15 protein-coding genes are annotated in these 15,303 nt (G+C 60.6%); 1 reads left to right on the forward strand and 14 read right to left on the reverse strand.

Annotated features, from left to right (window positions below; all coding sequences use genetic code 11):
- Window positions 1-395 precede the first annotated feature (395 nt).
- From P406_RS16730 to P406_RS16765, 8 genes are all read right to left on the reverse strand, one after another.
- On the reverse strand, window positions 396-1,754 hold the full coding sequence (locus P406_RS16730; protein ID WP_046236778.1) for an LLM class flavin-dependent oxidoreductase: 1,359 nt from the start codon (window positions 1,752-1,754) through the stop codon (window positions 396-398).
- Window positions 1,754-2,965, reverse strand: coding sequence for an SfnB family sulfur acquisition oxidoreductase (locus P406_RS16735; RefSeq protein WP_046236779.1), 1,212 nt, complete (start codon window positions 2,963-2,965; stop codon window positions 1,754-1,756). Before P406_RS16735 ends, P406_RS16730 begins: the two co-directional genes overlap by 1 nt.
- A 25-nt stretch (window positions 2,966-2,990) precedes the next feature.
- Complete coding sequence (locus P406_RS16740; protein WP_235810399.1) at window positions 2,991-4,163, reverse strand: SfnB family sulfur acquisition oxidoreductase; 1,173 nt, start codon at window positions 4,161-4,163, stop codon at window positions 2,991-2,993.
- A 537-nt stretch (window positions 4,164-4,700) separates the two neighbouring features.
- Complete coding sequence (locus P406_RS16745; RefSeq protein WP_046236780.1) at window positions 4,701-5,420, reverse strand: hypothetical protein; 720 nt, start codon at window positions 5,418-5,420, stop codon at window positions 4,701-4,703.
- Window positions 5,421-5,999: 579 nt separating this feature from the next.
- Window positions 6,000-6,743 (reverse strand): L-cystine ABC transporter ATP-binding protein TcyN, encoded by a 744-nt coding sequence (gene tcyN, locus P406_RS16750; protein ID WP_046236781.1) that lies wholly within the window; start codon window positions 6,741-6,743, stop codon window positions 6,000-6,002.
- 3 nt (window positions 6,744-6,746) lie between these two features.
- On the reverse strand, window positions 6,747-7,415 hold the full coding sequence (gene tcyL, locus P406_RS16755) for a cystine ABC transporter permease (RefSeq protein WP_080343999.1): 669 nt from the start codon (window positions 7,413-7,415) through the stop codon (window positions 6,747-6,749).
- Window positions 7,412-8,218, reverse strand: a complete 807-nt coding sequence (gene tcyJ / locus P406_RS16760) for a cystine ABC transporter substrate-binding protein (protein WP_046236782.1) — start codon at window positions 8,216-8,218, stop codon at window positions 7,412-7,414. Before tcyJ ends, tcyL begins: the two co-directional genes overlap by 4 nt.
- A gap of 221 nt (window positions 8,219-8,439) precedes the next feature.
- Complete coding sequence (locus P406_RS16765) at window positions 8,440-9,438, reverse strand: D-cysteine desulfhydrase (RefSeq protein ID WP_046236783.1); 999 nt, start codon at window positions 9,436-9,438, stop codon at window positions 8,440-8,442.
- Between the two features lie 197 nt (window positions 9,439-9,635).
- Here P406_RS16765 and epsC point away from each other — a divergent pair, with 197 nt between their 5' ends.
- Window positions 9,636-10,589 carry a serine O-acetyltransferase EpsC gene (epsC, locus tag P406_RS16770; protein WP_003414200.1) on the forward strand — a complete coding sequence of 318 codons (954 nt, stop codon included), beginning with the start codon at window positions 9,636-9,638 and terminating at the stop codon, window positions 10,587-10,589.
- Window positions 10,590-10,601: 12 nt separating this feature from the next.
- On the opposite strand, the gene P406_RS16775 is transcribed toward epsC, so the two are convergent.
- The 6 genes from P406_RS16775 to hutC all read right to left on the reverse strand — a co-directional run bounded on the left by P406_RS16775 (window position 10,602) and on the right by hutC (window position 15,143).
- The gene (locus P406_RS16775; RefSeq protein ID WP_046236784.1) at window positions 10,602-11,309 is read right to left on the reverse strand and encodes an anti-sigma factor; all 708 of its coding nucleotides are present in this window, start codon (window positions 11,307-11,309) and stop codon (window positions 10,602-10,604) included.
- A complete protein-coding gene (locus P406_RS16780) occupies window positions 11,306-11,872 on the reverse strand; it encodes a sigma-70 family RNA polymerase sigma factor (RefSeq protein ID WP_003341462.1) in 567 nt (188 codons plus the stop codon). Before P406_RS16780 ends, P406_RS16775 begins: the two co-directional genes overlap by 4 nt.
- A 103-nt stretch (window positions 11,873-11,975) precedes the next feature.
- Window positions 11,976-12,509 (reverse strand): DUF3455 domain-containing protein, encoded by a 534-nt coding sequence (locus P406_RS16785; protein WP_003365928.1) that lies wholly within the window; start codon window positions 12,507-12,509, stop codon window positions 11,976-11,978.
- Between the two features lie 105 nt (window positions 12,510-12,614).
- Window positions 12,615-13,790, reverse strand: coding sequence for a Na+/H+ antiporter NhaA (gene nhaA / locus P406_RS16790; RefSeq protein WP_046236785.1), 1,176 nt, complete (start codon window positions 13,788-13,790; stop codon window positions 12,615-12,617).
- 49 nt (window positions 13,791-13,839) lie between these two features.
- On the reverse strand, window positions 13,840-14,436 hold the full coding sequence (locus P406_RS16795; RefSeq protein ID WP_046236786.1) for a HutD/Ves family protein: 597 nt from the start codon (window positions 14,434-14,436) through the stop codon (window positions 13,840-13,842).
- Window positions 14,433-15,143: a histidine utilization transcriptional repressor HutC gene (gene hutC, locus P406_RS16800; RefSeq protein ID WP_161420743.1), complete on the reverse strand. Its 711-nt coding sequence runs from the start codon at window positions 15,141-15,143 to the stop codon at window positions 14,433-14,435. Before hutC ends, P406_RS16795 begins: the two co-directional genes overlap by 4 nt.
- Window positions 15,144-15,303 lie beyond the last annotated feature (160 nt).

Here is a 15,303-nt window from a genome sequence, read left to right on the forward strand (position 1 = left end):
GCTGAGGCGAGCACCCGATTACCGTTGAACTGCGCATGCACCGAGCTCAGGTAAGGTAGCACATCGGTCCTGTGGGAGCGAGCTTGCTCGCGAAGAGGCCAGTGCAGACACAGAAAACAGGGCGTCTGGACAATCGCTTTCGCGAGCAAGCTCGCTCCCACAAAAACCTGTGTACAACGCCAAGCGCTTCAGCGTTGGGGCGCATGTCGTCATCAAATATGTCGGCGTGCCGCCCCCGGTAGCGCATCGGTCCTGTGGGAGCGAGCTTGCTCGCGAAGAGGCCAGTGCAGACACAGAAAACAGGGCATCTGGACAATCGCTTTCGCGAGCAAGCTCGCTCCCACAAAAACCTGTGTACAACGCCAAGCGCTTCCGCGTTGGGGCGCATGTCGTCATCAAATATGTCGGTGTGCCGCCCCCGCATGCCGTTGCGGTAAACGGTCGGTGCCTTGCGGAAACAGTTTTTTGCGCAAGGTGCCGTCTTCGTAAGCGGTTTTGTATGAGCCGCGGCTTTGCAGTTCCGGGATCACCAGGTCAATGAAGTCCTCGTAACTTTCCGGGGTGACGATGCGGGTCAGGTTGAAGCCGTCCAGGCCAGTTTCGTCGATCCAGGACTCCAGTTCGTCGGCGACCTGTTCGGGCGAGCCGATCAAGGTGATGTAACGGCCGCCCAAGGCGTGCTGGTCGAGCAGTTTCTGGCGCGTCCAGTCGTTGTTTTTCAGGTTCCTGGTCGCCGATTGAATGGCGTTGTTTTTCACGTACTGAATGGGCTCGTCCAGTTCGTACTGGGAAAAATCGATGCCTGTAGACGCTGCGAAGTGCGCCACGCCGGCTTCGGCGCTGGCATGGCGGCGGTATTCGGCGTGCTTCTCCCGAGCCAGTGCTTCGGTGGCCGCGACGATCACGTTCAGGCCCATGAACACCTTGATGTCCTCCGGATTGCGCCCAGCCTGCACGGCACTGGCGCGCACCTTGTCGACCTGCTCGCGGGTCGCTGCCTTGTTCTGCCCGCTGATGAACACGCATTCGGCGTTCTGTCCGGCAAACTGCAGGCCGCGCTCCGAACTGCCGGCCTGAAACAGCACCGGCGTGCGTTGCGGCGACGGTTCGCACAGGTGATAACCCTCGACCTGATAGAACTCGCCCTGGTGCCGAACCTTGTGCACCTTGCCCGGCTGGGCGTAGACGCGTTGCTCGCGGTCGTTGATCACGGCATCGTCTTCCCAGCTGCCTTCCCAGAGCTTGTACAGCACCTCCAGGTACTCGTCGGCCTGATCGTAACGGCGGTCATGCTCGTTCTGCTCGCTGAGGCCCATGGCCCGCGCCGCGCTGTCGAGGTAGCCGGTGACGATGTTCCAGCCCACCCGGCCACGGCTCAGGTGATCCAGCGTCGACATGCGCCTGGCGAACAGGTAGGGCGCGTCGTAGGTCAGGTTGGCGGTCAGGCCGAAGCCCAGATGTTGGGTGACCCCGGCCATGGCCGAGACCAGCAGCAGCGGATCGTTGACCGGCAACTGGATCGCCTCCTTGAGAGTGACGTCCACCGAGTTCTGATAGACGTCATACACGCCCACGATGTCGGCGATGAACAGGCCGTCGAACAGTCCGCGTTCCAGCAGTTTCGCCAGGTCAGTCCAGTATTCCAGGCTGTTGAATTGCGTCGAGGTGTCCCGTGGATGGGTCCACAGGCCATGGTTGATATGGCCGATGCAGTTCATGTTGAACGCGTTGAGGAGGATTTTCTTACGCGCCATCAGATCGTCCCTCGCAAGGGAGGATGAGTGTCGTTGAGGTAGTAATTGCCGATGGCGTGAAACTTCCAGCGTACCGGGTCGTGCAGCGTATGAACGCGCGCATTGCGCCAGTGGCGATCCAGACCGTGTTCAGCCAGCGTCGATTGGCTGCCCGCCAGTTCGAACAGTGTGCTGCCGGCTGCCAGGGAAATCTCCGTGCTGATGGCGCGTGCTTCGGCCACGGCGATCGACGCGGCGGCGACAGTCTCGGCATTGCTGTCGGCCTGAGCGACATCCAGAAATTCACCGGCGCGCTCGAGCAGTGCTTCGGCGGCATGCAGGCGAATACCCAACCTGCCGAAGCTGTGCAGCGTCAGCGGGTCGTCCACAGCCTTTTCGATGCCCGAATCGATCCATGGCCGGGTACGTGTCCGCACGAACGTCAGGGCGTCCTCGAAGGCAGCACGGGCAATGCCGGTGTCGATCGCGGCGTGGAGAATCTGCGCCAGCGGCCCGACCGTGGTGGGGCGCTGGAAGGCGCTCTGGAATGGCACGACATCGCGGGTGCTGACATACACATTGTCGAACACCACCGAGCCACTGCCGGTGGTGCGCTGCCCGAAACCGCTCCAGTCGTCGATGACGCTCAGCCCCTCGCTGTCATGCGCCACGAACACCAGTTGCTGCACACCCTCGTCGTCAACGACCGAGGTGGGAATACGTTGCGCGTACAGCGCGCCGGTGGCGTAGAACTTGCGGCCGTTGATGCGATAACCGTCCCCGTCCCCGTCGCGGCTCAGGCGAGTGGTGCGGTCATGTGCGGTTCTGGTGCCCAGTTCGGCCAGCGCATTGCCGAAGCGTACGCCCGCCAGTGCCTCGGCGTACAAGCGCGCCTGTTGTTGCGGACTGCCGTTCACACGCAGCACTTCCAGGGCGTAAAAATGGTTTTGTGGAATCTGGCCCAGCGAGCCATCGGCTTCGGAAATCAGCTGGATCACCTTGGCCAGCGTGACATTGGAAACACCTGCGCCGCCGAAGGCTTGCGGCACACTGATGCCCCACAGACCGGACTGGCTGAACAGGTCGAGTTCGGCATGCGGCAAACGGCGTTCGCGATCGCGTTGCGCGCTGTCGGTTTTCAATTGCAGGGCCAGTTCGCGGGCTGCGTGCAGGGCCTGAGCGTCACTGGTGATCAGCGCTGCGTTAACGCGCGCTTTCGGGTTGAAACTCATGAAGGGTGTTCTCCAGTGGTCTGGTTCAGATCCAGGAATGGCGAGCAGGCAGGGTGCCGTTCAAATGCCAGGTGCCGACCGCGTGGTATTTCCAGCGCACCGGGTCATGCAGGGTGTGGACGCGCGCGTTGCGCCAGTGGCGGTCGAGATTGAACTCGGCCAGGGTCGCGCGGCTGCCGGCCAGTTCGAACAGCTTCTCGCTGGCCAGTAACGAGATCTCGGTGGTCAGTACCTTGGCCCGCGCCACCGCGATGGAGGCGCGGGCTGCCGAGTGCTCATCGATAGGTGCAGCGCTGATCTCGTCGAGCTCCTGGCCCGCCTTGCGCAGCAGGGCTTCTGCCGCGTGCAGTTCGAGTTTCAGCTTGCCGATGTCGGCGATCACGTAGAGGTCATCGCTGGCGCGCTCGACGTTGGCGTCGATCCACGGACGGGATTTCTCGCGTACAAAGGCAATCGCGTCGTCGATGGCGCCGCGCGCGATACCCGCGTCGATCGCGGCCTGGATCAGCTGCGAAACCGCGCCCTGAATGTTCGGCGTCAGCGACAGGCGCCAGTTATCGACCACCAGCGCGGCGTCCACCGGCACGTTGTCGAGCAGCACCGTGCCGCTGGCGGTAGTGCGCTGACCAAAGCCCGACCAGTCATCAACGATGCGCAGGCCCGGTGTGCCACGCTGGACGAAGGCCATGATCTGCCGCCCCTGGTCATCCAGCGCCTTGACCGCAACCCAGTGCGCGAACAGCGCACCAGTGGAATAGAACTTCTGCCCGGTGATGCTCAGGCGGTCGCCATTGGCGGTGATCCGTGCCTTGAGTTCCAGGGTGTTTTTGGTGCCGCGCTCAGGGCCTGCGTTGCCGATGCGCCAGCCGTCCAGCACGCTCTGGAACAGCGTTTTCTTCTGCTGCTCGGTGGCGCTGCCCTGCAGCAGGTGCAGAATGCCGAACTGGTTTTGCGGAATCTGTCCCAGTGCCGGGTCGGCAGCAGAAATGATCCGGAAGACTTCGGCCACCGTGACGAACGACACTTGCGGGCCGCCGTACGCGCGCGGGATGGAAATACTGCCCAGTCCGCTACGGGTGAACTGCTCGATTTCAGCCCATGGCAAGGCGCGTTGTCTGTCGCGATTGGCGGCATTGACCTGCGCGGCCGCTGCCAGGTCGTGGGCTGCTGCAATGGCTTGCGCGTCGTTTTGCAACACGGTGGCCTTCAGCAGGCGGGGTGCAACGTCAGGCTCTTGTGGAGCCTCGACGCTGTGGGGCGTTACCGGCGCCGGATCAGACTCGCGTCGCTCACCGTCAATCGATACGACCCTGGGTTTATCCACAGGGGTAGTTGTGAAAGGGACCATCGGAACCTCGTAGCAGTAGGCCGCATCTGGTGCGGCTGGAAAACATCACGATGTCCGGTGGTCCGGTGTATATACCCTAAGCGTGTATAAAATTTTTTAAAACGTGCTTTTTGGAATAAGCATAGACAGTTATTGTCAATTGCCACTGCCCGTTCGTGTACTCACCTTGCGTCACGCAGGATGTTAGGCGCCCGCGCAGAACCAAGTACGGATGAAACACGACGAATGCCTGAGCGACGTTGAACTTTCTTACACGCCTGGCCAATGTTTAATACAGGTAATGAGCGTGAATGAATAACGCTTCGTTTTTAGAGTGATCCGTGCGGTGCTGTCTATCAAACAGTATCGTTAGCGAAGCGGTGTATTCGACTTGCCGTCCTCAGGCATTCAATGTCCCAGCGGTTGGATCCTTATTATACGGGGTGGTGCCCAGAGCGAGTTGTTGCCCACCCGGTCGATCACACAGTAACTCACTTCCAGCCGTTGCTCGTCTCCGCCTTCGCGTATCAACTCAGGCGGTACAACCAAATCGACCGGCTCACCGATATCGTCGGCGGTGAGCGGCAGCAGGTCCATGCGCAGATCGCCCCAACGTATGGTGATCTCGTCGTGAACAGCCATGTTCAGATAAGGCTCGATGGTCATCGGCAAGCCGCCTTCCAGGTGTCTGCGCGACAGGCCGTGGCGTATGACCGATGGCGCCACATAGAGTGGCGCCAGCCCCTGATTTTCTTCCGTATTGGCGCTGACCAGTTGCCCTCCCGGTGCGTTGAGCTTGACCCATAGCTTGCGGCAGGGCGAGGTGACGGGCACTCCGCCGATCTTCATGACCCGGTAGTAGGTTCTCGCCTTGCCATTCTGCAGAAAGCTTTCCGGCACACGTAGGACGACAGGCTTGCCGACGTCAGACGCCTTCAAAATTGTTGACGCGACGTAACAGCCGTCCCAAAACAGTTCGATCAGATCGCCTTCTTCCATGCTGCCGTAGGGGTCCACATGAACGACGAGTTGAGAGGCGTTCCTCACGCCTATGCCATGTCGGCTGGCCAGCGGAACAGCAGGGATCGGCAAGCTCATAGGGCTGGCTTTGCAAGTGTTTTGACTCATGTCGGGGGTGCTCCTGATAATCAATAGTTCAAGTAAAGATTCGTCATAAGTTGTCATGTTCAAGTAATAAAATGTGCGGTTCAGACAGGGGGATAAGTACCTTAAATATCCAAGTTATGGCAAACATTACAAACGGTATGAAATGCGTGCTTGAAACTTTGCGGTCTCACTGGAATGAGCGACGTCAGTGAGCTAATGGGCTTTGCGGGCACTTGTCAATGTGCGAAGTGCATTTGAGGATTGTTTACTTGAAAACCGGAGACTTCCTACGCTGTATGTTTGGAACCGTTGACTCCTCACTAAACAACCGTCCTACCACAAAGTATCAATGGCAGCAGGCCGTAACCGACAGGACAACGCACGGAAGGGAAAGTCTGGCAAGACGGGCACACAGCGGCGCAGCCGGCTACGAATCCAGGCGCAAAACGGACGGACGCTAATTTTATTATTTCGATGATTTTTCGGAAAATTACGCGGGAATTCAGCAAGGATATTGAACGATTAATCCTTCCGGAAATGTAAGAAAAAAGCAGCGCCACGGAATGCACGCTGCTTTTTTGCGCAGGCTGATCGTCCTGATCAGGAGCGGGTACGCTCGAGAAACTGCCTTGTGCGTTCTTCTTTCGGGTTGGCGAACAGCGCTTTGGCTTCGCCTTGCTCCACGATCACCCCCTTGTCGATGAAGATCACTCGGTTGGCGACGTCCCGGGCAAAGCTCATCTCGTGAGTGACGATGACCATGGTGCGGTTCTCTTCAGCCAGAGCCCGGATGGTGGTCAGCACCTCGCCGACCAGCTCCGGGTCCAGGGCCGAGGTCGGCTCGTCGAACAGGATCACTTGCGGCTCCATCGCCAGCGCCCGCGCAATCGCCACGCGCTGTTGCTGCCCGCCGGAGAGGCGTCGCGGGTAAGCGTCTTCCTTGCCGCTCAGGCCGACCTTGGCGAGCAGCTTTCTGCCCAGCGCCTCGGCGGCTTCGCGGGCAATCTTCTTGACCACCACCGGGCCTTCGATGACGTTTTCCAGTGCGGTGCGATGCGGAAACAGATTGAAGTTCTGAAACACGAACCCGACCTGCTGACGCAACTGGCGGATCAACCCCTGTTGCTGGTTCATGGAACGGGTGCCATCAATCTCGATGTCACCGACCTTGATCCTGCCACTGTCAGGTGTTTCCAGCAGATTCAGGCAGCGCAGCAGGGTGGTCTTGCCCGAGCCGCTGGGCCCGATGATGGCCACCACTTCCCCGGCTTCGATACGCAGATCGATGCCCTTGAGCACCTCATTGCCCTTGAATGCCTTGGTGAGTTTTTCAACCACTATCATGTGTCAGGTCTCCAGATCGTGCCGGTTGACCCTGGCTTCCAGCTTGTTTTGCAGGTGCGAAAGCGCCGTGGCAAGGATCCAGTAGATCAGTGCAGCGGCCAGGTACATGGTAAAAATTTCGAAGGTGCGTGCGGTGATCAACTGCGCCTGACGGAACAGCTCCGGCACCTGGATAGTGGCTGCCAGCGCCGTGTCTTTGACCAGCGAGATGAAGCTGTTGCCCAGTGGCGGCAATGCGGTGCGTGCGGCCTGCGGGAGGATTGCACGGCGCATGGTCTGCCAGCGGGTCATGCCGATACTGGCAGCGGCTTCCCACTGCCCACGCTCCACAGAGCCAATGGCTGCGCGCAGAATCTCGCAGGCATAGGCGGCCATGTTCAGGGAAAAACCGATCAGTGCGGCGCTCAGCGGCTCGAGCTGGATACCCAGCTCCGGCAGCCCGTAATAAATCACGAACAGCTGCACCAGCAAGGGCGTGCCGCGAAAGAACGACACGTAGATGCGTGCTATCCAGTTCACCAGCTTGAAGCGCGACAGGCGCATCAATGCCAGGCCAAAGCCCAGCAGCAAACCGAAAAACATCCCGCCAATACTGAGGAAGACGGTGTAGTACGCGCCCTTGAGCAGGAAGGGCGCGGAGTCCAGCGCGAGCTGAAGGCTCTCTTCAATCATTTGGTGACGTCAGCGTCGAAGTACTTTTCCGACAACTTCTTCAGCGTACCGTCGGCACGCATCTTGTCGATTGCCTTGTCGATGGCCGCCAGCAATTCAGGCTCGCCTTTACGCAGGGCAATTCCCGATTCCTGGCGGGAGAAAGCTTCGCCTGCCGGCGCAAGTTCTTTCCTGGTGCCTTTGGTCTTGGCAGCCATTTCCAGGGCGGCCAGACGGTCAACGAGGATCGCATCGATACGACCTACGCTCAGGTCCTGGATCTTGCTCGGGTCATCGTCATAGGTTTTGACGATTGCACCCGGAACGTTCGCCTTGAGCCATTCTTCGTAGTTGGTGCCCAAACCTACACCGACCTTTTTACCCGTCAGGTCTTTGGCGGACTTGATCGCGTCTTCGTTCTTCTTCAGAACCAGCGCCTGAATGCCGGACACGGTGTAGGGTTCGGAGAAGTCGTACTTCTTCTTGCGCTCGTCGGAGATGGTCACCTGGTTGATCACCACGTCCAGACGCTTGGAGTCCAGAGCTGCCAGGATGCCATCCCATTTCGACGGCTGGATCTTGGCCTTCACACCCAGTTCCTTGGCCAGCGCTTCGGAAAACTCGACTTCGAAGCCGGTGAGCTTGCCGCTCTCATCCACAAAGCTGAACGGTGGGTAAGTACCTTCCAGGCCGACATTGAGCGTACCGCTGTCCTTGATTTTCTGCAGTTGCTCGCCAGCCATGGCTTGCCCGGCGATACCGGCGCTGAGCATCAAGCCCATTGCCGAGAAAAGAAACGTACGACGAATAGCGGAAATGTTCATGCGAGCCCCTTGTTGGTATGGAAGTGTCTGGCCATTTTCTGACCCGACTCAAGCAACTTCGTGCTGATTATTCAGCTTTTTTTTCAGGCAGTTACGTCAGGTGTAAGGTTAAGCGTTGTGGTCTGCCGGGCGCGACTATATAGCCATCTGCTTATGAGGAAAAATAACAAAAAAAGTTATTTCCCCTCTGGAAAGGCATAACAGCCACGTGGGCCGGAACGTCACTGGTCGAACGCATCCGGATAGGCAAACAGCGCTGGCGCACCGCCGGTGTGCAGGAAGATCAGCGGGCCGTCGTTGAAACGTTGACGGCCGATGCCATCGAGCAGACCGGACATGGCCTTGCCGGTGTAGACCGGGTCGAGCAACAGCCCTTCGTGACTGGCCACCAGCTTGATAGCTGACAGCGTGCCGGCGTTCGGTTCGCCGTACCGTGGCGCGAAATACTCATCCCACAGTTCGACCTTGAAGTGCTCAGGCAGCGCAACGCCGAGCAACTCTGCGGTGCGCTCGGCCAGGCCCTGTACCTTGGGCAGTTGTGCTTCTTCACTGCGCGATACGGTCACGCCGATGACCGGCAATTGCCGCAGTTCGTGAGCCAGTGCCAACGCCAGACCACTGTGCGTGCCGGCACTGCCAGAGGCCAGAACCACGGCCGCAAACTCGATACCGGTCTGCTTGATCTGCTCGGCCAGTTCCAGCCCGGCGCGCACATAACCCAGCGCCCCCACCGGGCTTGAGCCACCGATGGGCACCAGATAAGGCTTTTTGCCGCTGGAACGCAGGCGTGCAGCCAGGGCTTGCAGTTGCTCGTCGGCGTTGTCGAGGTTTTCCACCAGCTCTACCTTGGCATCGAACAGCTCCAGCAGCAGGCGATTGCCGTTTTTCAGGTAACTGGGGTCTTCGGTGCCGATAGGGTTTTCCAGCAGCGCCACACAGCCAAGGCCCAGGCGCGCGGCCAGTGCAGCGGTCTGGCGGACATGGTTGGACTGGATGGCCCCGGCGGTGATCAGTGTGTCGGCACCCTGAGCCAACGCATCGGCGGCCAGGTACTCGAGTTTGCGCACCTTGTTGCCGCCCAGCGCCAGCGTGGTGGTGTCATCCCGCTTGATGTAGATATCACGGTCTGCCCAGATCGACAGGCGTTCGAGCTTTTCCAGAGCCGTTGGCGCGCTGATCAGGTCCAGGCGATTGAAGCGGGCAAGCTGATGTTTGATCATGGTGGTCGATAAGCCGTGTAAAGAGTCACCGGACTATAGGCAGACGTTTCTCGCACGGCAACTTATCTGTGCGCACGGCTCTCTTCGCGTATTCCGACAGAAATTGTTGTTCTTTTCGTCTGAATGTTTGCCGTAGAGTGGCAACAGCAGCGGCCCGAACTGTCGGTCGCCACCCTTCACATCAAGGAGAGTCAAGCGTGAGCGATATTCCAGAAGCATCCGCCGACGGCCGCTCCAGCCACTGGCAGTTGCAGCGCATCGTCAGCCAGTTGCGCGGCGCGCGTGAAGACTGGCGGGCTCGCAACAGGCGAGTGAGCGGTGAGCACGGTGGACGTGAGCTGCCTTCGCGTGCGGCCATGGGCGAGATTCTTGAAGCCTTGAGCGGCGCACTGTTCCCGATGCGCCTCGGCCCGGTGGACCTGCGCGAGGAAAGCGAGGACTTCTATGTCGGCCATACGCTGGATGTGGCGCTCAATGCGCTGCTGGCCCAGGCCCGGCTTGAATTGCGCTATGTGGCCCATCAGCAGGGTGGTGACCTGAAGAGCATCGACGCGCGGGCGCTCGAGCTGATTCAGGGGTTCGCCATGGCCCTGCCGGGTATTCGTCTGTTGCTGGACACCGACGTGCTGGCCGCCTATCACGGCGACCCTGCGGCGCGCAGTGTCGATGAAGTGCTGCTGTGCTATCCCGGCATTCTGGCGGTGATCCACCATCGTCTGGCGCATTATCTGTATCGCGCCGGTTTGCCGTTGCTGGCGCGCATCAGCTCGGAGATCGCCCATTCCGCGACCGGTATCGATATTCATCCGGGTGCGCAGATCGGCCCGAGCTTCTTTATCGATCACGGGACAGGCGTGGTGATTGGCGAAACTGCGATCATCGGCGAGCGGGTGCGGATCTATCAGGCCGTGACCCTGGGCGCCAAGCGCTTCCCGTCGGACGAGGATGGCCAGCTGCAGAAAGGCCATGCACGCCATCCGATCGTTGAAGACGACGTGGTGATCTACGCTGGCGCGACGATTCTGGGGCGTATCACCATCGGTAAAGGTTCTACCATCGGCGGCAATGTCTGGCTGACGCGCAGCGTACCGGCAGACTGCAACCTGACTCAGGCCAACTTGTTGCAGCAGGACGACTGCAGCCGCAAGTAGGCTGCCTTCGCGTCAGATCACTTTCACCGCCCGGCCGATGAACTGAATCGGCCCGGTGGGTTTGCCGATTGGCGAGCCGGTGGATTTCTCCAGCGTCAGCTCGAACAACTGATTGGGTTGCAGCGGCGGCAGTTTATCCAGCGGCACATGCAGGCTCTCTCCCGGCTTGACCAGCCCAAGCGAAACCGGGCCTTGCCAGTCGTCACCCTTGGTCCAGAACTCCAGCGCCTTGTCGGTCGGAACCTCGAACACGCCCAGCGGGATAAGCTGTATTTCCTGCGAGTTACTGGCCTGTACGACCCAGCCGGGAGCCTTGTCCTGCGGCCCGACCAGCACCACCAGGTAGGCAGGCTGCGCCGGTGCGCGGGTCAGCAGCGTCATGCCCAGTACCAGCGAAGCAGCCAGGCCTGCCCCGGCGAGGCCACGCCAGATCGACAGGTTGTCCCACCAGCGCACGCGCGGTCGTTGCGGCGTATTGGCAGGCGCGGTCATGTCCAGCAGGTTACGTTCGATGCGATCCCACAGGCCAGGCGAGGGCATCACCGGCTCGGCCAGTTCGGTCAGGGGCAGCAGACGCTGCTCCCAGGCATCGACGGCAGCCTGCAGGTCGCGCTCGCGCGACAGGCGACGCTGTACGTCGAGCCGCTTCTGCGCCGAGAGGGTGCCGAGTACATACTCGCCAGCCAGCTCGTGAATGTTGTCGTCTAAAGGCCGGGTCATCCCATGCACTCCCGCAAAGCCGTCAGGCTGCGCTTGATCCAGGCTTTGACCGTACCCAATGGCGCGCCAATTTTCTGCGCGATTTCCTGATGCGAATAACCGTCTACGTAAGCGTGAAAAATACAGTTTCGTCTTACTGGTTCCAGTTGCTCCATGCATGAAGTAATCCGTCCTGGATTGACCCGCCAGTCGAAGGCATCGCCGATTTCCTGCCAGCCTTCCAGTGTCGCCTGTTCCTGATGATCTTCACTGCCGTCGTCTTCGACATGCACCTCGCGAGCCGTGTTGCGCAACGTGTTGAGCGCCAGGTGGCGGGTCACGCTGAAGATCCAGCCACGTGCCGAACCACGCGAGGCATCGAAGCTGGCCGCGTGGGACCAGATTTTCAGGAACGCGTCATGCACGATGTCTTCGGCCAGCGCGCGGTCACGCACCAAGCGCTGAGCGACGCCGAGCAACCGGGCGCTTTCCTGTTGATAGAGACGCTGCAAGGCCTGCTTTTCACCGCGAGCGCAGGCCTGCAACGTGGCTTCGTAATCAAAGAGAGATTCGTGCGAAGACAAGATGATCCGCCATCGATGGAAGACTACTGCCTCGTTGACATCACGAGGCTCCCGCCCAGCAGCATAGCTTACTGTTGAGCGGTCACCCGGTAAGTGATGGCTATCAGCTTGCGGTCCAGAACAGGTAGTCGGCCTGATACTTGACCACTTCCTTCGCGCCCTTGTTGCTCTCTGCGCAGGCTTTGGCCGGGGCGACGCCGCCTTTCAGGGCTACACGCTGAATGTACGTGACGCCGGTCATTGCGCCCTTGCCTTCGGCCGGGTTGGCCTTGACCAGCTGGTACGGCAGGTTGCCAGCGCTCGAAGGGGCCACAGCGACTTGAGTCCCGGTTATTTTGGAACCGTCTTTGGCTTCCCAGGTAGCGGGCGGGCCGTAGTAGGTGCCGACCTGTTTGCCGCTCTTGTCGTTGAGCACTGCTTTGGGGCCGACGAACGCCCACTCCATTTCGTTGGGCATGTTGGCCTTGGCGCGGCACTCGTAGGTGATCTCGCCCACCCCGGTGGTTTGCATGCCGACCTTGTTGCCAGCCGGCACACGGACGCTTTCGGGGAGGTCGGTCTGAGCCATGGCAACAGACGACAGGCAAGTGAAGGCCAGAGTGGTACCAGCAAGGCAGAGCAAGCGTTTTGCGTTCATGCAGAAATCTCCAGAAGGTTTAACCGCGCTCAGCAACTCGAAGTGGCTGCTGAATGTACTACCCGCGAGAAACCCATCTGGATGCAGTGATTTGAAAATATTTTTTCAGGCTCGACTGAAACGGCTGCGCAGCAGCACAATTCCGGCAATTGCGGCCAGACCCGAGCCGATCAGTACGCCGACCTTCACCTCGTCGATCAGGTGTTGCGAGCCGGGGAACGCCAGGTTGCCGATGAACAGGCTCATGGTGAAACCGATGCCGCACAGAATAGCCACGCCGTACAGTTGCACCCAGTTGCTGCCCTCCGGCAATACCGCCAGCCCGGCGCGGATGGCCAGCACGGCGGCGAGAAACACGCCGATCTGCTTGCCCACGAACAGTCCCAGCGCAACGCCCAGCGGCACAGGATCGACCAGATTGCCCAGGGTGATGCCGGCCAGCGACACGCCCGCATTGGCAAAACCAAAGATCGGCACCACGGCGAAGGCCACCCAGTAGTGCATCTTTTCTTCGAGGAACAGCAGTGGCGAGCGGGCTTCTTCCTCGGGCTTGCCCATCGGGATGCACAGCGCCAGGGCGACACCGGCCAGCGTGGCATGCACACCCGATTGCAGGACGAAGAACCACAGCAGCGCACCGAGCAGCAGATAAGGCAGCAGACGGCGCACGTTCAAACGATTCATGACGATCAGCACCGCCAGCGTCACGAAGGCGGCGGCCAGCATCGGCAGGTTCAGACCGGAGCTGTAGAAGAAGGCGATGATCGTCACGGCGCCCAGATCGTCGAGGATCGCCAGCGCGGCCAGAAACACCTTCAGCGAGGTCGGCACCCGATTGCCCAGCAGCGACAGCACGCCGAGGGCAAAGGCGATGTCGGTGGCTGCCGGGATCGCCCAGCCGCTCAGGGTCTGCGGATTGCCCCAATTGATCGCGATGTAGATCAGCGCAGGCACCAGCATGCCGCCGGCCGCTGCAAAGCCGGGCAGGGCACGTTGCCCCCAGGTCGCCAGGCCTCCGGCGAGGACTTCACGTTTGATCTCTAGGCCGACCATCAGGAAGAAGATCGCCATCAGCCCGTCGTTGATCCACAGCTCGACCGACAGGCCCAGCCAGACGCTGTGCAGGATCGAGAAATAGCCGGCAGACAGAGGCGAGTTGGCAACGATCAATGCCGCCAGCGCAGCGGCCATCAACACGATGCCGCCGGCTGATTCGGAGGCGAGGAAGCTGGCGAGGATGGCAATGCCTCTGGGCGTTTCCCGGTTCGGAACTTGAGTCATGGTCGTCCTTGAACGAAAAGCAGGTTTTATAAAGTGTGCAGACAGGCGCTTACTGGCCTGTGGCGGTGAGCTCGATCAGACAGCAACGGCTGGCGCGGGGCGATTGCAGTTCGACTTCCAGCAGACCGCCAGCGTTGTCCACCTGAGCGCAATCGTGTTTGCCGAGGATTTCCCACGGCTGACTGTCGACGCTGATCGCCACTTGCTCGGCCATGCTGAACAGCACCAGGGTGCTGGCTGAACTGAACAGGCGTTGCGGGTGACGCACGTCTATCCAGTGCAGGCGTGCAGTGTAGCGGTGTGGGGCGTAGATCAGGTTGAAATCGCGAATCGGCCCGTCCAGCAAGGTGCAATCGACCTGGCTGTCACCGCTGAATGCAAACGGGTCCGATGGCAGCAGCGGACGACTGCTGAGGCCATCCACGTCCAGCGTCATGCCCGCGCCCTGCAGGACGGTGATGATGCGCTGATAACCGGCGAACACCGAAAAGCCGCCCGAGGTTTCGATGTCGGCAATCGACAGCCGCCAGCCGAAACCGTCCAGCTCCTGGCCGGCGTCGCGAGCGATTTCTTCCGTGCTGCCTCCGCCGTTCTTCCACGGCATGCGCGGATAGTCGGCGGCGCGCAAAATACGGGTCTGGCTCATTTGGTAAAGCGTCCTTCCAGGCGATGGCGGGAGCCGGGGTGGATCAGGCGCGCGGCGGTGACCGGCTGACGGCCTGACCAGGTACGGCGGCGAATCAGCAGGCAGGGTTCTCCGGCCTCAATCTGCAACAGCCTGCATTCATCGGCTTCGGCCAGAATCGCCTCGACCACATGCTCGCCTTCGGTGAGCGGCGCAACCTGCGAGAGGTAGGCGTAAGGCGTCTGCAGGGTAAAGTCCTGCCGGAGGTAGTCCGGAGCGACCTGGGCGTTCACGAAGCGGTCCTCGATCTGCACCGGGATGTCGTTCTCGTAATGCACGATCAACGAGTGGAAGACCCGCTGGCCTTCGCGCATGTCCAGCGCCAGGGCGCGCTCGGAGCCAGCGGCTTCCTCCTTGAGGACCATGACCTTGCAGGTATGGCGATGGCCACGCGCGGCGATCTCGTCGGCAATGTTGTGCACTTCGAACAGCGCCGACTGGCTCTTGGGCTCGGCGACAAAGGTGCCGACGCCCTGCATGCGCACCAGCAGGCCCTCGGCGGTCAGCTCGCGCAGTGCCCGGTTTATGGTCATGCGGCTGAAACCCAGTTGCGTCACCAGTTCGCTTTCCGACGGCACACGGTGGTGCGGCGGCCAGGTGCCATTCTGGATCTGCAGAGCGATCATCTGTTTCACGCGGGCGTACAAGGGTGCGGGACTTTCGCCCATCTGGGCTGCCAGGGAAGAAGCGGCGGGCGGAGTCGACACGTGGGAGTCCTTGTTGTTCGAGACGGTGTTTTCGAGCGCATTCAGACGCAGCAAAGCGCTCACGCTAACCATTAACCTGCTGCTCGGCAAGCTTGCAGGCGGTTTACCGGTCGCTCAAACG

The organism is Pseudomonas syringae pv. coryli str. NCPPB 4273 (assembly GCF_000972175.1).
Classification (GTDB): Bacteria; Pseudomonadota; Gammaproteobacteria; order Pseudomonadales; family Pseudomonadaceae; genus Aquipseudomonas; species Aquipseudomonas syringae.